Source organism: Bacteroidales bacterium (assembly GCA_035647615.1).
In the GTDB taxonomy this organism is placed as follows: domain Bacteria; phylum Bacteroidota; class Bacteroidia; order Bacteroidales; family 4484-276; genus SABY01.
Map to the genome: position 1 here is coordinate 40,090 of DASRND010000025.1, position 18,087 is coordinate 58,176.

The window sequence follows — 18,087 nt, forward strand, 5'->3', positions numbered from 1 at the left end:
AATCATCAATTTCTTTGTGTGCTGAAAAGATTTACTTTCGCAGGCTGTATTCTATGAAAAAAATGAACATCATAATTGCTGGCGATGGCGAGGTTGGGTTTCACCTGGCAAAGTTGCTGGTAAGCGAAAACCACGACATTACCGTGGTTGACCCGAACAGCGATCTGCTCAAGCTCATCGAGGCGCACACCGACCTGATGACTATCGCCGGCGACAGCACCCACATCAATGTGCTGGAACGTGCCAACGTCCGTCATACCGATCTGCTTATCTCAGTGGTACACGACGAACAAATCAACCTGATGACGGCAATCATCGGCAAGAAGCTTGGCGCCAAACGCACCATAGCCCGTGTGAACAACACCGAATATCTGGAGCCTAAAAACTGTGAGCTTTTCAAGTCGCTTGGCGTGGATTATCTGGTATGTCCGGAACGGCTGGCTGCCGAAGAAATAGTAAATCTGCTCGAGCAGACTGCCGCCACCGAGACTTATGGGTTTTCGGGCGGGAAGCTTATCCTCTTTCTCATCAAGCTCGACGAAAATGCCAAAGTGGTGGGTAAAACCCTCGACACCATCGCTTCGGAGTTCCCATACCTCGATTTTAGAGCTGTTGCCATCCATCGCAATTCGAAAACCATTATTCCACGTGGCAACGACTCGTTTAAAATTGGTGACCTGGCCTACGTAATCTCGCGTCCCGATGGTATCAAGACGCTGTTGAAGTTGGGTGGAAAAATTGAATATGAAATTAAAAAAGTGATGATTGTCGGCGGAGGGCGTATCGGGCACAAAACCGCGACACGTCTGCAGAATGTCTACGACATGAAATTGGTGGAAATAGACCGCGAAAAAAGCATACTGCTGAGCAACGAATTGAACAATGTGCTGGTAATAAATGGCGACGCACGCGATATAGAATTGCTTCAGGACGAAGGTATCGAGGACATGGATGCTTTTATCGCCCTTACCGACAACAGCGAGACCAACATTCTCACCTGTTTGCATGCCCGCAAGTTTGGTGTGAAAAAGACCATCGCATTGGTCGAAAATATCGACTACATCGACATTTCCCAAAATATTGGCATCGACACCATCGTCAACAAAAAAATAATCACGGCAAGTTATATTGCCAGGTTTACGATGGGTTCGGAGGTTTTGTCGTCCAAGGTTCTGCATGGCATCGATGCCGAAGTGTATGAGTTTGTGGTGAAAGCCGACTCGGAGGTGACCAAGAAACCTATCCGCAAGCTCCGTTTTCCTGAAGAAGCCATCATCGGCGGCATTGTAAGAGGCGAAGACAGCTACATCGCCGTGGGAAATTTTCGCATCCGGGCAGGCGATAAAGTAGTGGTGTTCTCGCTGCCATCGGCTGTGGCAAAAATCGACAAACTTTTTAACTAACGGCGATGGCCCGCACGGCGAAAATAAACTTCGATATTATTGTACGCATCCTGGGGATACTGCTTATCATCGAAGGTGTCTTCATGGCCACTGCTTTGGGGTTTGCGGCGTATTACGGTGGGAAAGAAGCTTTTGTGTGGAGCTTTGTAGATGGTTTGCACGAATTCTGGTCTATCGCTATAAGCGCTTTTTTTACGCTGCTGGTGGGATTGCTGTTGTATCATATTCCCGGAAAAGATTCGAGCAAAATTATTGGCAAACGCGAAGGTTACATCATCGTTTCCACTGCCTGGGTGGTGATTTCGCTTTTTGGAGCCTTGCCCTTTGTGCTTAGCGGTTGCATCCCTTCGTACACCGATGCTTTTTTTGAAACCATCTCCGGATTTTCCACCACCGGAGCCACTATTCTCACCGACGTGGAAGCCATGCCCAAAGGGCTGCTTTTCTGGCGCTCTACCACACATTGGATCGGTGGTATGGGAATCATCGTGCTGTCGATTGCCATCCTGCCTTTTCTGGGCATCGGCGGCATGCAGCTTTTCCTGGCCGAGGTGCCCGGCCCTACGCCCGACAAACTGCGTCCGCGCATCACACAAACCGCCAAACGGCTCTGGGGCATCTATGTGCTGCTGACTTTTGTAGAGACACTGCTGCTGATGCTGGGAGGCATGAACTTCTTCGATGGAATCTGTCACGCTTTCGGAACCATGGCAACCGGTGGCTTTTCTACCAGAAACGCCAGTGTAGCCGGATTTTCGCCTTACATCCAGTACGTCATCGCCATTTTTATGATTCTGGCCGGTACCAACTTTACTCTGCATTATTTTGCGTTGCATGGCCGCGTTAAGGAAATTTGGCGCAACGAAGAATACCGTTATTATATCTACATAATTTTTATTACCTCCTTTATCATTGCTATTGCACTGGTTTTTAGTAGCTCCGGGAAGAATATGGAGCAGGCTTTTCGCGATAGCATCTTCACCGTTTCGTCCATCATCACTACTACGGGTTTTGTTACCGCCGACTACCTGATGTGGCCGGGGGTTTTGTGGTTTTTGATTTTTATGCTGATGTTTGTTGGCGGCAGCGCTGGCTCTACGGGTGGTGGCATCAAAGTAGTGCGGCAGGTGCTGCTGTTCAAAAATAGTTTTCTGGAACTAAAACGGCTGATGCATCCCCAGGCCGTTATTCCTGTTCGAATGAATGGCCGGCCCGTTTCGCAGGACATTATCTTCAACGTGCTGGCATTTTTCCTTATCTACATCATCATTTTTGCCATCGGCACTTTTGTAATGTCGCTGCTGGGGCTTGATTTTGAAACGGCCATTGGTTCTACGGCAGCAACTTTAGGCAACATAGGGCCAGGCATTGGCGCGGTAGGTCCCGTAGGAAATTTTGCAGCAATACCCAACATCGGGAAATGGTTTCTTTCGTTTCTGATGCTACTGGGACGCCTCGAACTTTTTACGGTGCTTATCCTTTTCTCACCGGTGTTCTGGAAAAGATAATGCCGCTTTCGCGGAAAACATCCACGAATTGACGCGGATTAGCGGATAACAAAATCCTCCATCGCTCCCGTTAAAAACCTTACAAAAATGCGCTGACAGATGCCTTTCGGCAATAAAATTTAGATTTCTTGTTTTGTAAGTTGTTAATATTGCAACTGGTTTTTAATAGCTACTAATTCTTTTGAAACTTTTCAGCCAAAATAAATTGCCTCTGGAGTCGGTGCCTTCGTATCGAAAGATATGGAATCTGTCGTATCCGATTATTCTGAGTTTGCTGGCACAAAATTTAATTGCTGTAATCGACACCGCTTTTTTGGGCAGGGTGGGGGAGATAGAACTTGGCGCTTCGGCTATAGGCGGATTGTTTTATTATTGGATTTTTATGCTGGGCTTTGGCTTTGGTAACGGAGCGCAAATACTTATGGCGCGTCGCAATGGCGAAGGCAATTACAAGCAGGTAGGCCGTATCTTCTATCACACCATGTACATTTTTGTGGCGATGGGTGTGCTGCTTATCGTGCTGATATGGTTTTTTGCACCATCGTTTCTTAGCGCCTTCATCACGTCGCCTGATATTTACAAAGCATCCATCGAATACCTCGATTACCGGATATGGGGTATCATGTTTGCCTTTACAAATGTGGCTTTTCGCGCCTTTCTGGTAGGTACCACACGCACCGGTTTATTGGGAATCAGTGCAGCCATCATGGCCATCGTCAACATTTCGCTGGACTATGTGCTGATATTCGGACATTTTGGTTTCCCGGAAATGGGCATCTCCGGCGCTGCGCTGGCATCGGTGATTTCTGAAGGAGTTGCAGCTTTGTTTTTTATTGTTGCCACCCTTAGCAGCAAGGCAAGTCGCAAGTATCACATATTCCGTCTGCCGAAGTTTGATGGGGGAATTATCCGGCGTACCTGGAATCTCTCGGTTTTTATTATGCTCCAAAACTTTGTTTCGATAGCTGCCTGGTTTCTGTTTTTTATGCTCATCGAGCATCTGGGCGAACGACCGCTTGCTGTATCCAATATCATCCGAAGTCTCTACACGCTTTTGATGATTCATATTTGGGCCTTCAGTACCCTGGTAAATACGCTGGTGAGCAATGCTATCGGCGAAGGCCATAAAAATGCCGTAATCCCGATAATACATAAAGTAAACCGGATGGGTATGGCTATTTCCTTTGTGGTGCTTGCAGTGGCTTTGCTCATTCCCGAATTACTCATCCGCATCTACACCGACGACCCGTTGCTTATAGCCGATGCCAGACCTGTGTTGCTGGTGGTACTGGGCGCCATCGTTCCGATGTCGGTTTCCATCAACTGGTTTAGTGGTGTTTCAGGTACTGCCAATACCCGCAGTGCTTTGGCCATCGAAACCGCTACTATCGGCCTGTATGTTCTTTACATAATCGTGCTTACCTATGTTTTCCATGCGTCTTTGCCGCTTATCTGGACGTCAGAGTATCTTTATTATGCCGTCATCGGCATCAGCTCCTGGTTATACCTCAAATATGGCAACTGGCAGAAGAAGGTAATTTAAAAACTTCTTAAGCCAGTACTTTCAGAGCAGGGATAAAATGATGCAGGAGTTACTATCTCTCTGCTTCTTGGTCGAGGGTAAAAGGATGCAAAACTTTGTGGGGCATTAGCCAAAGCTATAATTTTAGCCAAAAAAAAAGAGAGGCCGTTTACAGCCTCTCATTTTATATGTCTCAATTTTAAAAAATCCTACCTTCTCACCGCTCACCACTCATCTCTTTTTCTATCCTCCAAAGTCGTCGAAGGCGATGTTTTCTTCCGGTACGCCGTAGTCGTCGAGCATTTTAATAACGGCGGCGTTCATCATGGGGGGGCCGCAGATGTAATATTCGATTTCCTCAGGTTCGGGATGGTTTTTCAGGTAATTATCCAGGATTACCTGATGGATAAAACCGGTGTAGCCACTCCAGTTGTCGTCTTTGTGTGGTTCTGAGAGCGCGATATTGAAAGTGAAATTGTCGTTTTCTTTGGCAATCTGATCAAACTGATCTACATAAAACAGTTCCCGTAGCGAGCGGCCGCCATACCAGAAAGTAGCTTTGCGTTTGGTTTTTTCGGTATAGAAAAGATGGAAGATATGCGAGCGCATCGGTGCCATGCCGGCGCCACCGCCAATAAACATCATCTCTTTGTTAGTGGGTTTGATGAAAAATTCGCCGTAAGGGCCTGATATCGTTACCTTGTCGCCAGGCTTGCGCGAGAAGATGTAGGACGAACAGATGCCGGGGTTGACTTTCATAAATCCGCCTGCTTTCCGATCGAAGGGAGGTGTCGCGATGCGGATGTTGAGCATCACGATGTCGCCTTCGGCAGGGTGGTTGGCCATGGAATAGGCTCTGAATACGGGCTCCGGATTTTTCATCTTCAAATCCCACATGTTGAATTTATCCCACTCACCACGGTATTTTTCTGCTATCTCCATGTCTTTGAAATTCACCTCCATGGGTGGCACGTCTATCTGAATGTAGCCGCCTGATTTGAAGTCGAGGTTTTCACCTTTCGGCAATCTCACCACAAATTCTTTGATAAAAGTAGCGACGTTTTTATTCGACACCACTTCGCATTCCCATTTCTTAATACCAAAAATTTCGGGTGCCACGTGTATCTTCATGTCTTCGCGCACCTTTACCTGGCATCCCAGGCGCCAGTTACTCATTTGTTCTTTGCGCGTAAAATAACCCACTTCGGTAGGCAAAATGCTTCCGCCGCCTTCGAGCACCTGGCATTTGCACATGGCACAGGTGCCGCCGCCGCCGCATGCCGACGGTAGGTATATTTCATTGTTGGAAAGCGTAGTGAGCAGCGTGCTGCCCGGTTCCACTTCGAGCACTTTCTCGTCGTTGATAGTGATATTTACTTTGCCCTGCGGCATCAGCTTTTTGCGTGCATAAATCAGGATGCCCACCAGCAGAATGATGATGGTCAGGAAGATGGCGATGCTAATACCCATCACCCCACCAATTCCGGTTGCTAGTATCATATTCAAAAATATTTTAAACGTTGTCATTTTCTTATTAATAAAAGATATTTATCTGCTGTTACAGTTTGATACCCATAAAGCTCATGAAAGCGATACCCATTAGTCCGGTGATGATAAAGGTGATGCCCAATCCACGCAACGGTGCCGGAACATTGCTGTACCTTATCTTTTCGCGGATAGCCGCAATGCCTACAATAGCCAGAAACCAGCCTACACCCGAACCCAACCCGAAGGCAGTGGCTTCGGCAACGTTGGCATAGTCGCGCTCCTGCATGAAAAGTGAGCCACCCAAAATGGCGCAGTTTACGGCGATAAGCGGCAGGAAGATTCCCAGCGACGAATACAAGGCCGGCGAAAACTTCTCGATGATCATCTCTACCAATTGTACCATCGAAGCGATGACAGCGATAAAAATGATGAAACTCAAAAAGCTCAGATCTACATCGGCAAGCTGCGGACTAAGCCATGCCAGGGCGCCAGGCACCAGCAGGTACTTATTTAGGAGATAGTCAACCGGAACTGTGATGCCCAGTACAAATACCACGGCAATGCCTAGTCCCACGGAGGTCTTCACGGTTTTTGATACCGCCAGATAGGAGCACATCCCCAGGAAGTAGGCAAAAATCATGTTGTCGACAAAGACGGATCTTACAAATATGCTGATCAGATTTTCCATTATGATGATTTTTTGATCGTTATCTAAAAATATTAGCTATTAAAAAAGCATATGTTAATTTACTTCGACGAGTGATTTGTCGCGGCTACGCTGTACCCAAATAATAATGCCTATAACGATAAGCGCCCCCGGCGGTAATATCATCAAGCCATTGTCCTTGTATCCTAAGTTGTAAAGTGCCTCGGGTACGACCTGGTATCCCCAGATTGAACCGGAGCCAAGAAGTTCGCGGAAAAATGCCACAATGATCAGGATGATGCCATAGCCGGTAGCAGTGCCCACGCCATCGAGAAACGAAGGCCAGGGCTTGTTGCTCATGGCAAATGCTTCGAAGCGTCCCATGATGATACAGTTGGTGATAATAAGACCCACAAATACTGAGAGCTGTTTGCTGACGTCGTAAACGAAAGCTTTCAGCACCTGATCCACCAGGATTACCAGCGAAGCAATTACCACCAGTTGCACGATGATACGGATGCGCGGCGCGATGGTTTTTCGCAGCAGAGATATCATCACGTTGCCGATGGCAAGCACGGCGATTACCGAAATGGTCATTACAAAGGCCGGCTCGAGTTTTACGGTTACTGCCAGCGCCGAGCAGATGCCGAGCACCTGAATGGTGATGGGGTTTTCCTTGCCGAGTGGTGCAGTGAGCAGTCGCCGGTTTTTAGCTGAAAATAATGGTTCTTTATTACTCATTGTTGATGTTTTTCTTGATGTAAGGAATATAGTTATCCAGTCCGTTCAGGAGCATATCTCTTACGCCGTTGCTGGTAATGGTACCACCGGAAACGGCATCCACGGCATGAGGTGCATTAGGGTCGGCTCCGCCTTTTACCACATTTACCGAAACGAATTCGCCCTTTTCATTAAAAATAGTTTTGCCTTTAAACTCCTTTTCGAAGGAGGGCGTAGCGATTTCAGCACCCAGCCCGGGCGTTTCTCCTTTGTGATCGAAGGTGGCACCGGCGATGGTGTTGAAATCGCTCTCAAAGGCGATGTTTCCCCAGATGGGTCCCCACAGTCCGACGCCACGTAGCGGCACGATGTAAAATTTCTTACCATCCTTCTCGAGTACGAAAATGGGCCAAAAAGGTGGATCTGTCGATTCGCCACGTTTTATAGCCTGTTTGCGCAAGAGGGCTTCTTTTACATCGATATTAAAAGGGCGCACCTTGCCTTCTATCAGCGAGTCGTGGCGGTAGCGACTTACCACGTTGCCCGACGAATCTACCGCAAGCTCTTCTACGATGTGCTGTTGGTAGATGTTTTCGGCCTGATCGCGATCGGTCGTTACATTGGCCGAAGCCAGAATGCCCTGGATTTTTTCAGCTTTCACATTGGCCTCCTGATAGGGCTTGAGCAGCATCGAAGCCGACGAGAGGATGGCTGCCACCAGGATAACCATCACAGAGGCGTAAGTGAAAATATATTTGTTTGAAAACATAATCTGATCTTTTTTTGATGATTTACAAAATATAGTTCACGTGGTCAGGCTTTCACCGGAATACGTTTCAGACGTTTCTTAATGTTGGCTTCCACAACATAATGGTCGATAAGCGGAGCAAAGACGTTGAGCAGCAGGATGGCCAGCATCATGCCCTCGGGATAGGCCGGGTTGAGTACGCGTATGAGCACGGCCATCACCCCGATTAATACGCCATAAATCCACTTGCCGCGGTTGGTTTGTGCAGCAGTCACCGGATCGGTAGCCATATACACTGCGCCAAAGGCAAAGCCGCCCATGATGAGATGATACCACGGTGGGAGAGCCATGTAAGCATTGTCGGGTGCAATGTATGGAGCGATAGCACAGAAAAGGGCTGCCAGACCAAAGCCACCGGCAAACACCGATACCATAATACGCCAGCTGCCTACGCCGGTGATGATGAGAAATAGTGCTCCGATAAGGATCAGAAAAGTAGAGGTTTCGCCAATGGAACCGGGAATGAAGCCCCAGAACATATCGGAGGCAGAAGCGGTGGGCATATGACCTGTAAGCAAATTGCCAAGAGGGGTTGCACCGGATATAGCGTCGCCTTGACTGTGTATCCACACTTTGTCGCCCGACATATCCGATGGATAGGCAAAAAACAAAAAGGCACGTGCCGTCAGCGCGGGATTGAGTAGGTTCATACCGGTGCCACCAAAAACCTCTTTGCCGATAATCACGGCAAAAGCAGTAGCCAACGCCACCATCCACAACGGCACGTCGGGTGGAAGTACCAGAGGGATGAGCATTCCGGAAACCAAAAAGCCTTCGTTGACTTCATGTCCGCGTATCTGTGCAAAGATGAATTCGATACCCAGACCCACAGCGTACGATACTACCACAATAGGCAATACCTTACCAAGTCCGAACAGGAAATTTTCCCACAAAGTAACCGATTCACCCATTGAAAGGAAATGCTGGTAACCCACATTCCACATCCCAAAAAGCAGGATAGGAATCAGGGCTATCACCACGAAGCTCATCGTACGTTTCATGTCGATGTAGTCGCGGATGTGACTGCCCATGCGCGTTGTGAGGTTGGGCACAAACAGGAAAGTCTCAAAAGCATCGAAGGTGCTGTGCAGGTATGAGAACCGGCCGCCCTTTTCGAAGTGCGGTTTGATCTTATCAACAAATTTTCTTAAGCCATTCATTATCTACAATTTATTTATTCGTTAGCTCATTTCTTTTCTCATCAGGTCGATGCCTTGTCGCACGATGGTCTGTATTTCAGTTTTGGATGTGTCGATGTATTCGATCAACGCAAAATCCTCTTCGTCCACCTCATAAATGCCAAGTTTTTCCATTTCATCAATATCTTCAACCATGATGGATTTGATAAGTTGCAATGGGTAGATATCGAAAGGGAAAACCTTCTCCATACGTCCGGTCATTACAAAAGCGCGGTGTCCACCATGCAGGTTGGTGTCGAGTTGATATTTTTTATTTTTTCCGTTAAGGAAATTAGGGAATGCATCCGAGAAGCTGAATTTCCCAAATCCCGGCAGCGCCCAGCCAAGCAATTCGTAATAATCGCCTTCGGGCAGCACGGTCACCTGCGAATCGTAGAAGCCGACGAATCCGATGCTGTCGATCTTTCGTCCGGTAAGCGCGTTGCCGCTTATGTAGCGAACCTTGCCCGAGTTTACATTGTTGCGGATCATGCTGGCAATGGTAGCGCCCAGACGCGTGCGGATGTAGCGGGGCTTGAGTACTTCGGAGCCGGTAAGGGCAATGATGCGTTCGGCATTGAAGCGCCCTTCGTTAAAAAGCCGGCCAATGGTGATGACCTCCTGCGGACGCAGATTCCAAATTACTTCACCTTTATTAACAGGATCAATTTTGTTGATTTGTGTACCAACGTTTCCTGCAGGATGCGGCCCTGCAAACCAGTTGATCTGAACGTTTTTTGCGTTGGTAAAAACGTCGGAAGGTGTAGTTCCCTGCTGCAGGTTGAGATGGATGATGCCTGTGGTAAGTTTTTTCAGTGTGTCGAGGCCGGTTTGGAAATCTGCACCCTGGCCCTGTACGATCAGATTGTAATCGGGTGCAAGCGGATGTGTGTCGAAACCGGAGATGAAAATTGCTTTGGGATCGTCGATGGGATTGGCGATAACCGAGTAAGGTCGCTGCCTGATGAAAGGCCAAACGCCGCTTTTGAGCATCTTTTCCACTATTTTTTCGCGGGTAAGACTAGCGGGGGTGGCTTTTCCAAAGTCGACAAATTCCTGCATTCCGTCAGCTTCGATGGTGATCTCCAGCAATACGCGCTTGGCGCCGCGGCGGATTTCCTTCACTGTGCCACTCACTGGCGAGGTAAAGCGGACGTTCTCGCGGTATTTATCAAAAAATAATTCGCTGCCGGCCTTTACCTTGTCGCCCTCGTGTACCAATGGCTTTGGGAAAACGCCCACAAAATCAATCGGCTTGATGGCGTAATGCCCCGCATCGACCTCTGTGATGGTCTTCTCGGCTTCTCCGGCCAGTGGAATGTTGAACCCTTTTTTAATCGTTATTTTTTTTGACATGTCGTAAAATCAAATAGTACCTAATGATTTCTTTCTAAAAGTGGTGCAATATTATAAATTAAATCTGTCTCAGAGCGGATATTGTTAATTTATTTCAGTAAAAGGATACTTGAATAACAATGTTATGATGTACTATCGTTTTTCAATAATCCAAGTAAATGCTTTCATTTTATTACGTGTTATTGCAAAAAAATATTTGACAGCAAAAATATTCAAAAACTTACATGTATTGTTAACTAATTCACTAAAAGTAAAATTCTCATAACATTTGACCGATAATTTTGATCAATGAATCAGTTAAAAATTATTGAAGCACGAGATAAACGGACTACTGGGTTTTTCCATTAATTTTGCCGCACACGCAAGCAGTGAATGATGCTCTCCAAAAATAAAATACAATTTATACGTCAGCTGCATCAGAAGAAATACCGGCAGCAGCATCGGATATTCATCGTTGAAGGTACACGAATGATGGAAGAATTGGCAAGCAGTACATGGCAAATTGTGGAGGTAATTGCCACCAAAGAATGGCTTTCCAAAAACCGAAAACTTATGCCTGAAGACATTCCGCTGCATGAGGCAACCGAAAAGGAGCTTGGGCGCCTTACTACTTTTACCACTGCTCCCGGTGTGCTTGCCGTGGTGCGTATGCCCGCCGAGGCGGCTCCCGGCGCCGATATCCGGGCGGATTATGTGCTAATGCTCGATGGCATTTCCGATCCGGGCAACCTGGGTACCATTTTGCGCACCGCCGATTGGTTTGGGTTCAAAAATGTTGTCTGTTCGATGGATACAGTAGAGTTGTTCAACCCAAAAGTGGTGCAGGCTACCATGGGATCGCTTTTCAGAATTAATATTTTTTATGTGGAAGTCGTCAAATTTTTGCAACAGCTTCCTGACGACATCCCTGTGATAGGAGCAATGCTGGCTGGCGAATCTCTGCCGAAAATAAACTTTGATGATAAAGGAGTTTTTGTAATTGGCAGCGAGTCGCATGGCATCCGGGCAGAAGTTGAAAGCTTCCTTACCCGGCGGCTTTTCATTCCTGCATGGCACCCCAATGGCCCGGAGTCGCTCAATGCCTCCATTGCTGCAGCATTGATATGCTACGAGCTGCGCCGCCGCTTGGTCTGAACTCTTTTTTTATTTTGCAAAAGCAATAAACATTGCATTTAGCGGGTTGTTAGCTCTAAAATATTAAAACATTATTTTATCATGCTTAAGCTCATCATCATTTCCACCATATTAATAGGACTGGCAATTGCTGGTCTAGCCATCAAAATGTTCCTGAAAAAAGGAGGCGAATTTCAAAAATCCTGTGGAAGCGTCGATCCGAGCACGGGCCAGCGCATCGGCTGCAGCTGCGGCAAGAGCAGCGACGATAGCTGCGACAACAAACACCAGCGCAAGGAAGTGGATTATGAGGAGATCACCGCATAGTTTCCTTCTTTTAAATCCCCAAACCAATATTTCCTTTCAGGCGCCAGTCACAATGTGAATGCCGCATGACTGCGGCTTTCTATCGTCCGCAGGACATAGAAACGTCAAAATATACCATCAGTCACACCGTGAATGCTGTTTAAGCCCAAAGCATACACCTCAACCTTTTGTTGTCTGGTCTGACGTAATTCACGGTTTGACTTGCGAAACCCAATCATTTCCGTTTATAAAGTTCCCATGTCCTGTTTTGTCCCGTAGCAAGAGGATGAAAGTTTGGAGTTGATTGGGCAACGCCATCAGGCCGGAGAGTAATCAATTTTTAAAAAAAAGAAATTAGCTTGTTTGGATGTCTGAAGAGTCAGTAAAGAGTGGTATTTTTGAAATTTCAAATACAATTTTAGCCTGACCTTTTCAGAAAAATGAAATTAAAAATTACGAATAAAATAGTTGTTTTAAAAAATGGAAAAAATAGAGTTTTGGTTTGATCAGGTGAGTAACAGCAGCGACCTGCATCGCTATCTGGTGCTTGCAGTCACCCTGCTTGTCTTGTTTTTTATCGGTAAAGTTGTTCGGCTTCTAATCAGACGATTGTCGAAAAAACATCTCATCGCCGACAATCCGCTGTACGCCGGTTTTTTGGAAGCCATTGCCAAGTCGGCCACGATAGTATTATTAAGTTTGGGATTGGTAGTAGGGTTGGGCCTGTTGAGCTTTCCGCCGAAGTACGACGACATGGTTTCTACCAGTCGCCAGATACTGATGGCGATTGCCATCGGAGTGTTTGTTTATCAGTTGGTAGAAGTCCCCGCATTGTGGTTTGAAAAACTTATTGAGCGGCGGCAATCCTCCTCAATCAACAAAATGTTCGTGCCGGTGATCCGCAAGACGCTGAAGGCGTTGGTGGTGATTCTGATTTTGTTGCAGATTCTTCAGATTTTGAGCAACAAGCCCATCACCACTATTATCGCAGGGTTGGGTATTGGTAGTTTAGCGATAGCGCTGGCAGCACAGGATACCCTTAAGCATTTTATAGGTTCATTTGCAATCGCCGGCGACAAGCCATTCGACATCGGCGACCGCGTGAAAGTGGATGGCCACGATGGGTCTGTGGAGAATATCGGGCTGAGGAGCACCAGCATTCGAACGCTCGATGGACATCTGGTGACCATACCCAACGGAGAGCTGGCCAATTGGACTATTCAGAATATTGGCAAACGACCTTTCATAAAACGCACGATGAATGTAACGGTGACATACGACACCCCGCCTGGGAAAATTCAGGAAGGTATCGATATCATCAAAAAACTCCTCGATAATCACGAAGGTATGAATGCCAACTTTCCGCCCAGGGTTTATTTTAACGGACTCAACAGCACCTCGCTCAACATTCTGGTGGTTTATTGGTACCATCCGCCCGATTATTGGAAATATATGGATTTCTCCGAAAAGCTGAATTTCGACATTATCAGCCGGTTCAATGCAGCTGGTATCGATTTTGCCTATCCTACACAAACTATTTATGTAGCTGGTGACAAAAGTCGCCCGCTCGACTTTGGCCTGCGCGACTTGCGCGAAAAAGAAGAGGGTAATCAGATAACCGACAGCAACCATCAACCCGACAGTGCTCCCGATCCGTTGAAAGAAAGCCCGAGGTAATCAGCAGAGGCGTCCTTTATGGACGCCGTGATGTCTAAATTCCCAGCTCCCGCCTTCTGATTTTGTTGTACCACGAAAGCAGATAAAAAATGCCAGGGATAAGCAGTGGTAACGAAAGCAACAGCGCGTAATGTATGGTCCCAAAAACCGGAGAAAAAGCTGTGAATAATCCGATGATTAACCCAGCCAGCGTGAGCAGAACACCGCCGGCAATCTCGATAAGCCATCCTGCAATATATCCGAAGATCGACAGCGAGAGAAGTGTTAGCACCAACAGCAACTCAAAGGAGGCGTGTGCGTCACGCAATATCGCAAAGCCCTGCCCGAACAAAAACGAGATTATTAGTACCAGCCCTAGAAATCCGCTGAGCCTGGCAGCCCAGCGGTAGTTGCGGAAATAGGCCAGCGTTTTTCTCAGTAGAATGCGGCGCTTTTTGTCGGACATAGGAGATGCTTTTAAGGTATATTGTAATCGAATTTAAACTTTACAGGATTTTCAACCTTTTCGTCGAGCAGCGCATGTTTCAGCACCTGACGCATATTATCAACATAATGAAACGTCAAACCTTGGAGGTATTTGCTGCTGATCTCGTTGATATCTTTCTCGTTTTCTTTGGAGATGATTATGTTGGTGATTTTGGCGCGCTTGGCAGCGAGAATTTTTTCTTTGATGCCGCCCACTGGAAGCACTTTTCCACGGAGGGTTATCTCGCCGGTCATGGCTATTTTACTGCGTACTTTGCGTTGTGTAAACAGCGACGCCAGTCCGGTGAGCATTGTGATGCCTGCTGAGGGGCCATCTTTGGGCGTGGCGCCTTCGGGGATGTGGATGTGCAGGTTGTAATTGCGAAAAACTGCTGCCGGAATATCCAGCTCATCGGCGTGGGCTTTTATCCATTCGAAGGCAATCGTTGCCGATTCTTTCATTACATCGCCCAGGTTGCCCGTAAGGGTGAGATTGCCTTTGCCAGGGCTGATGCTCGACTCGATAAACAATATTTCGCCGCCTACTGCCGTCCAGGCCAGACCGGTAACCACGCCGGCCACGTCGTTGCTGATAGAACGTTCGCGGTCGAAACGGGCAGATCCCAGGCCTTTCTGCAAATCCTCTTCGCTAACTTTTTTGGTATATTTTTCGCCTTCGGCAATGAAACGTGCCTTGCCACGGATGAGTTTGGCGATATGTTTTTCGAGCAATCGAACGCCGGATTCGCGGGTGTAGTTTTCGATTACCTTTTCTATAATAGCTTTGTGGAAGGAGATTTGCGTCCGCTTTACACCGTGTTCTGCCAATTGTTTTGGGATGAGGTGGCGTTTGGCAATCTCCACTTTTTCTTCGAGCAGGTATCCGCTGATGTCGATTATTTCCATGCGGTCGCGCAAGGCAGGATGAACTGAGGAAAGCGTGTTGGCGGTGGCGATAAAAAGTACGCGAGAAAGGTCGTACTCCATCTCCAGAAAATTGTCGTAAAAGGTAGTGTTTTGCTCCGGGTCGAGCACTTCGAGCAGCGCTGCCGACGGGTCGCCGCTGTGGGTGGCACCCAGCACTTTGTCGATTTCGTCGAGGACAAACACGGGGTTGGAAGCCTTAGCTTTGCGCAAACTTTGGATGATACGTCCGGGCATGGCGCCGATGTAGGTTTTGCGGTGGCCGCGGATTTCGGCTTCATCGCGCAGGCCGCCCAGCGATATACGGATGTATTTGCGTTCCACCGCCCGCGCTACAGACTTTCCGAGCGAAGTTTTCCCGACGCCCGGAGGGCCGACCAGACAAATGATAGGCGACTTCATATCGCCTTTAAGCTTCAATACTGCCAGATATTCGATGATGCGCTCTTTTACCTTTTCCAAACCATAATGATCCTCGTCGAGTATCTTTTGGGCATGTTTCAGATCGAAGTTGTCCTTTGTGTATTCGTTCCAGGGCAGCTCCACCAAGGTCTCCAGGTAATTGAGCTGTATGGAATAATCCATGGCGTTGGGGTTGATGCGCTGCAACTTTAGCAGCTCTTTTTCAAAAGTCTCTGCCACCTCCTTCGACCATTTTTTTGTTTTGGCTTTTTCGCGCAGCTCCTCGATTTCCTGTTGCTGCGAAGTTCCTCCCAGCTCCTCCTGTATCGTTTTGAGTTGTTGGTTGAGGATATAGTCGCGCTGCTGCTTGTCGAGGTCAACTTTTACCTTGTCCTGAATTTTGTTTTTCAGTTCGAGCATCTGCTTTTCTTTGCTCAGCGCCTCCAGCACTTTGTGTGCGCGTTCGCGGAGTTCCGAAACCTCCAGCAGCTTTTGCTTTTCAGCAATATCAATATTAAGATTACTCGAAACGAAATTGACCAAAAACACTGTGCTTTCGATGTTTTTGATGGCAAAGGCAGCGTCGCTGGGAATATTTGGCGAAAGCTTGATGATTTCTATCGAAAGGTCTTTGAGCGAAGAAATCAACGCGTGGAAATTTTCATCTTCGCTGGGGCGCGCTGCCGTTTCGAAAGTGCTCACCTGCGCAATAAAATAGGGCTGGTCGGTCACCATCTGGTTGATCATGATGCGCTTTTTGCCCTGGATGATCACCGTGGTGTTGCCGTCGGGCATTTGCAAAATGCGCATGATGGTGGCCATGGTGCCTATCTGGTAGAGCTCGTCTTTGGTCGGGTCGTCGATTTCGGGATCTTTTTGTGCTACGACGCCGATGGGCTTCTTGGTCTGGTAGGCGTCGCGGATAAGCTGGATACTTTTGTCGCGCCCCACCGTGATGGGAATCACCACGCCCGGGAAAAGCACCGTGTTGCGCAGTGGCAGTATCGAAAGCACATCGGGCACTTCCTCGGCATTCATTACCTCTTCGTCTTCCTGCGAAAGCAAAGGGATAAATTCCGCGTCGTTTTCGATGATGTCAGTAAATCGTTGGCTTTTGATCTCTATTTTATCAATCATATATTTTTTGTCTTCTGCGTCAATGTGTCAGGAAAATTGGATTTCTATCACCAGCTTCATCCGGTAATAAATGCTGCTGTTGGCTTGTAAATAGCTGATGAGGTGATTCTTTATTAAAATATTAGCAAATAAATTTTATAGCAAGCTTCCTTTATCAATCTGCATTCCATCAGGCTGTAGTCTGAAATATTGGCAAAGACCATCGGGAAAGCTGCCACCCAAACCACTAACTGCTAAAAAGGTTTTCCGCTGTCGGTAAGTTCTTTGAGGTAGGCCATAATTTTTGTGTCGGCGTCGGTGTAGCTCACCTCACGGCGTTTGTACACGCGGCTTGCCACCAGTTGCGCCTTGTCGATGTTGTAAGATTTGAATCCTGCCGTGCCGCCCCAGGCAAACGACGGGATGAATTGGCGCTGAAATCCCGACCCGAAAATATTGGCGCTTACGCCCACCACCGTTCCGGTATTAAACATTGTGTTGATGCCACACTTGGAATGGTCGCCCATGATGAGGCCACAAAACTGCTTGCCCGTTGCTACAAATGTTTGGCTGGGATAGCTCCACACGCGCACTTCGTCGTAGGTATTTTTGAGGTTGGATGAGTTGGTGTCGGCGCCAATGTTGCACCATTCACCAATTACCGAGTTGCCGATAAAACCTTCGTGTGATTTGTTAGTATAACCAAAAATCACCACATTGTTGAGCTCGCCGCCCACCTTGCAGTGCGGACCGATGGTGGTTGCGCCGTAAATTTTGGCGCCCATCTTCACGGTGGAATTATTGCACAAGGCAAACGGGCCACGAATCATGGAGCCTTCCATCACTTCGGCGCCCTTGCCGATATACACAGAGCCGGTGCTGGTGTTGATGGTGGCCCCAAACACTTTGGCGTCGTGGTGGATAAAAAGCTTGCCTTTGCCGATGATCAGATTGGAAGCATCCGGTTTCTGCGACTTTTGTCCTTTGATTGCTTGTGCAAAATCCTCTTCGATTGCTTCTCCATTCATGGCAAAAATATCCCAGGGATATTCAATTTTGCGGCAAGGCTCATCGAGAAATATTTTGGTGCAGGTTTCGTCGTCACTCTCTGACGAAAACTCCACTTTTTCTAAATCCATGCGTCGGGCCACGGTTTTGAGGTCGCCCACCAGCGACTGGTCAGGCTCCAGTTTAAGGATAAGCTTTACAAGTGCCGGAGTGGGCAATACCGAAGCGTTGATCAAAACTGTGTCTTTGTCCTTCTTTAACGGATATTTCAGTTGCAGGTAAGGTTCCGTAAGCGTGTAAGTTTTTGCTTTGAGCAGCTTCTCCCATTTCTCGCGCAGAGTAGTAATGCCCAGGCGCAGTTCAGCAACGGGACGTGTAAAAGTGAGTGGCAACAAGTGGTTGCGCGAATAGTCGTCAAAAAGAATATAGTTCATCTTGCAGAGGTTT

The 18,087-nt window shown here is 47.5% G+C and carries 15 protein-coding genes; 6 read left to right on the forward strand and 9 right to left on the reverse strand.

Features of this window, described 5'->3' with window-relative positions:
• Nucleotides 1-62 precede the first annotated feature (62 nt).
• From trkA to VFC92_08025, 3 genes are all read left to right on the forward strand, one after another.
• Nucleotides 63-1,403, forward strand: coding sequence for a Trk system potassium transporter TrkA (gene trkA / locus VFC92_08015; GenBank protein ID HZK08133.1), 1,341 nt, complete (start codon nt 63-65; stop codon nt 1,401-1,403).
• 5 nt (nt 1,404-1,408) lie between these two features.
• Nucleotides 1,409-2,911: a potassium transporter TrkG gene (locus tag VFC92_08020; GenBank protein ID HZK08134.1), complete on the forward strand. Its 1,503-nt coding sequence runs from the start codon at nt 1,409-1,411 to the stop codon at nt 2,909-2,911.
• Nucleotides 2,912-3,092: 181 nt separating this feature from the next.
• On the forward strand, nt 3,093-4,454 hold the full coding sequence (locus VFC92_08025; GenBank protein HZK08135.1) for an MATE family efflux transporter: 1,362 nt from the start codon (nt 3,093-3,095) through the stop codon (nt 4,452-4,454).
• Between the two features lie 222 nt (nt 4,455-4,676).
• Here VFC92_08025 and nqrF read toward each other — a convergent pair whose 3' ends face one another.
• The 6 genes from nqrF to VFC92_08055 are packed head-to-tail and all read right to left on the reverse strand — an operon-like array spanning nt 4,677 to nt 10,629.
• On the reverse strand, nt 4,677-5,933 hold the full coding sequence (gene nqrF / locus VFC92_08030; GenBank protein ID HZK08136.1) for an NADH:ubiquinone reductase (Na(+)-transporting) subunit F: 1,257 nt from the start codon (nt 5,931-5,933) through the stop codon (nt 4,677-4,679).
• Between the two features lie 58 nt (nt 5,934-5,991).
• Nucleotides 5,992-6,609, reverse strand: coding sequence for an NADH:ubiquinone reductase (Na(+)-transporting) subunit E (gene nqrE, locus VFC92_08035; GenBank protein ID HZK08137.1), 618 nt, complete (start codon nt 6,607-6,609; stop codon nt 5,992-5,994).
• Between the two features lie 54 nt (nt 6,610-6,663).
• Nucleotides 6,664-7,308, reverse strand: coding sequence for an NADH:ubiquinone reductase (Na(+)-transporting) subunit D (locus tag VFC92_08040; protein HZK08138.1), 645 nt, complete (start codon nt 7,306-7,308; stop codon nt 6,664-6,666).
• Nucleotides 7,301-8,056: an NADH:ubiquinone reductase (Na(+)-transporting) subunit C gene (nqrC, locus tag VFC92_08045; GenBank protein HZK08139.1), complete on the reverse strand. Its 756-nt coding sequence runs from the start codon at nt 8,054-8,056 to the stop codon at nt 7,301-7,303. Before nqrC ends, VFC92_08040 begins: the two co-directional genes overlap by 8 nt.
• A 44-nt stretch (nt 8,057-8,100) precedes the next feature.
• Nucleotides 8,101-9,255 (reverse strand): NADH:ubiquinone reductase (Na(+)-transporting) subunit B, encoded by a 1,155-nt coding sequence (locus VFC92_08050; protein HZK08140.1) that lies wholly within the window; start codon nt 9,253-9,255, stop codon nt 8,101-8,103.
• 21 nt (nt 9,256-9,276) lie between these two features.
• Nucleotides 9,277-10,629, reverse strand: coding sequence for a Na(+)-translocating NADH-quinone reductase subunit A (locus tag VFC92_08055; protein ID HZK08141.1), 1,353 nt, complete (start codon nt 10,627-10,629; stop codon nt 9,277-9,279).
• Nucleotides 10,630-11,001: 372 nt separating this feature from the next.
• On the opposite strand from VFC92_08055, the gene VFC92_08060 reads away from it, so the two are divergent.
• The 3 genes from VFC92_08060 to VFC92_08070 all read left to right on the forward strand — a co-directional run bounded on the left by VFC92_08060 (nt 11,002) and on the right by VFC92_08070 (nt 13,725).
• Nucleotides 11,002-11,763: an RNA methyltransferase gene (locus VFC92_08060; GenBank protein ID HZK08142.1), complete on the forward strand. Its 762-nt coding sequence runs from the start codon at nt 11,002-11,004 to the stop codon at nt 11,761-11,763.
• A gap of 81 nt (nt 11,764-11,844) precedes the next feature.
• Nucleotides 11,845-12,069 (forward strand): hypothetical protein, encoded by a 225-nt coding sequence (locus VFC92_08065; protein ID HZK08143.1) that lies wholly within the window; start codon nt 11,845-11,847, stop codon nt 12,067-12,069.
• Nucleotides 12,070-12,528: 459 nt separating this feature from the next.
• On the forward strand, nt 12,529-13,725 hold the full coding sequence (locus VFC92_08070; GenBank protein HZK08144.1) for a mechanosensitive ion channel family protein: 1,197 nt from the start codon (nt 12,529-12,531) through the stop codon (nt 13,723-13,725).
• Nucleotides 13,726-13,759: 34 nt separating this feature from the next.
• On the opposite strand, the gene VFC92_08075 is transcribed toward VFC92_08070, so the two are convergent.
• The 3 genes from VFC92_08075 to VFC92_08085 all read right to left on the reverse strand — a co-directional run bounded on the left by VFC92_08075 (nt 13,760) and on the right by VFC92_08085 (nt 18,074).
• Complete coding sequence (locus VFC92_08075) at nt 13,760-14,170, reverse strand: hypothetical protein (GenBank protein ID HZK08145.1); 411 nt, start codon at nt 14,168-14,170, stop codon at nt 13,760-13,762.
• Between the two features lie 11 nt (nt 14,171-14,181).
• Nucleotides 14,182-16,653, reverse strand: coding sequence for an endopeptidase La (gene lon, locus VFC92_08080; protein ID HZK08146.1), 2,472 nt, complete (start codon nt 16,651-16,653; stop codon nt 14,182-14,184).
• Nucleotides 16,654-16,886: 233 nt separating this feature from the next.
• Nucleotides 16,887-18,074 carry a GlmU family protein gene (locus tag VFC92_08085; protein ID HZK08147.1) on the reverse strand — a complete coding sequence of 396 codons (1,188 nt, stop codon included), beginning with the start codon at nt 18,072-18,074 and terminating at the stop codon, nt 16,887-16,889.
• Nucleotides 18,075-18,087 lie beyond the last annotated feature (13 nt).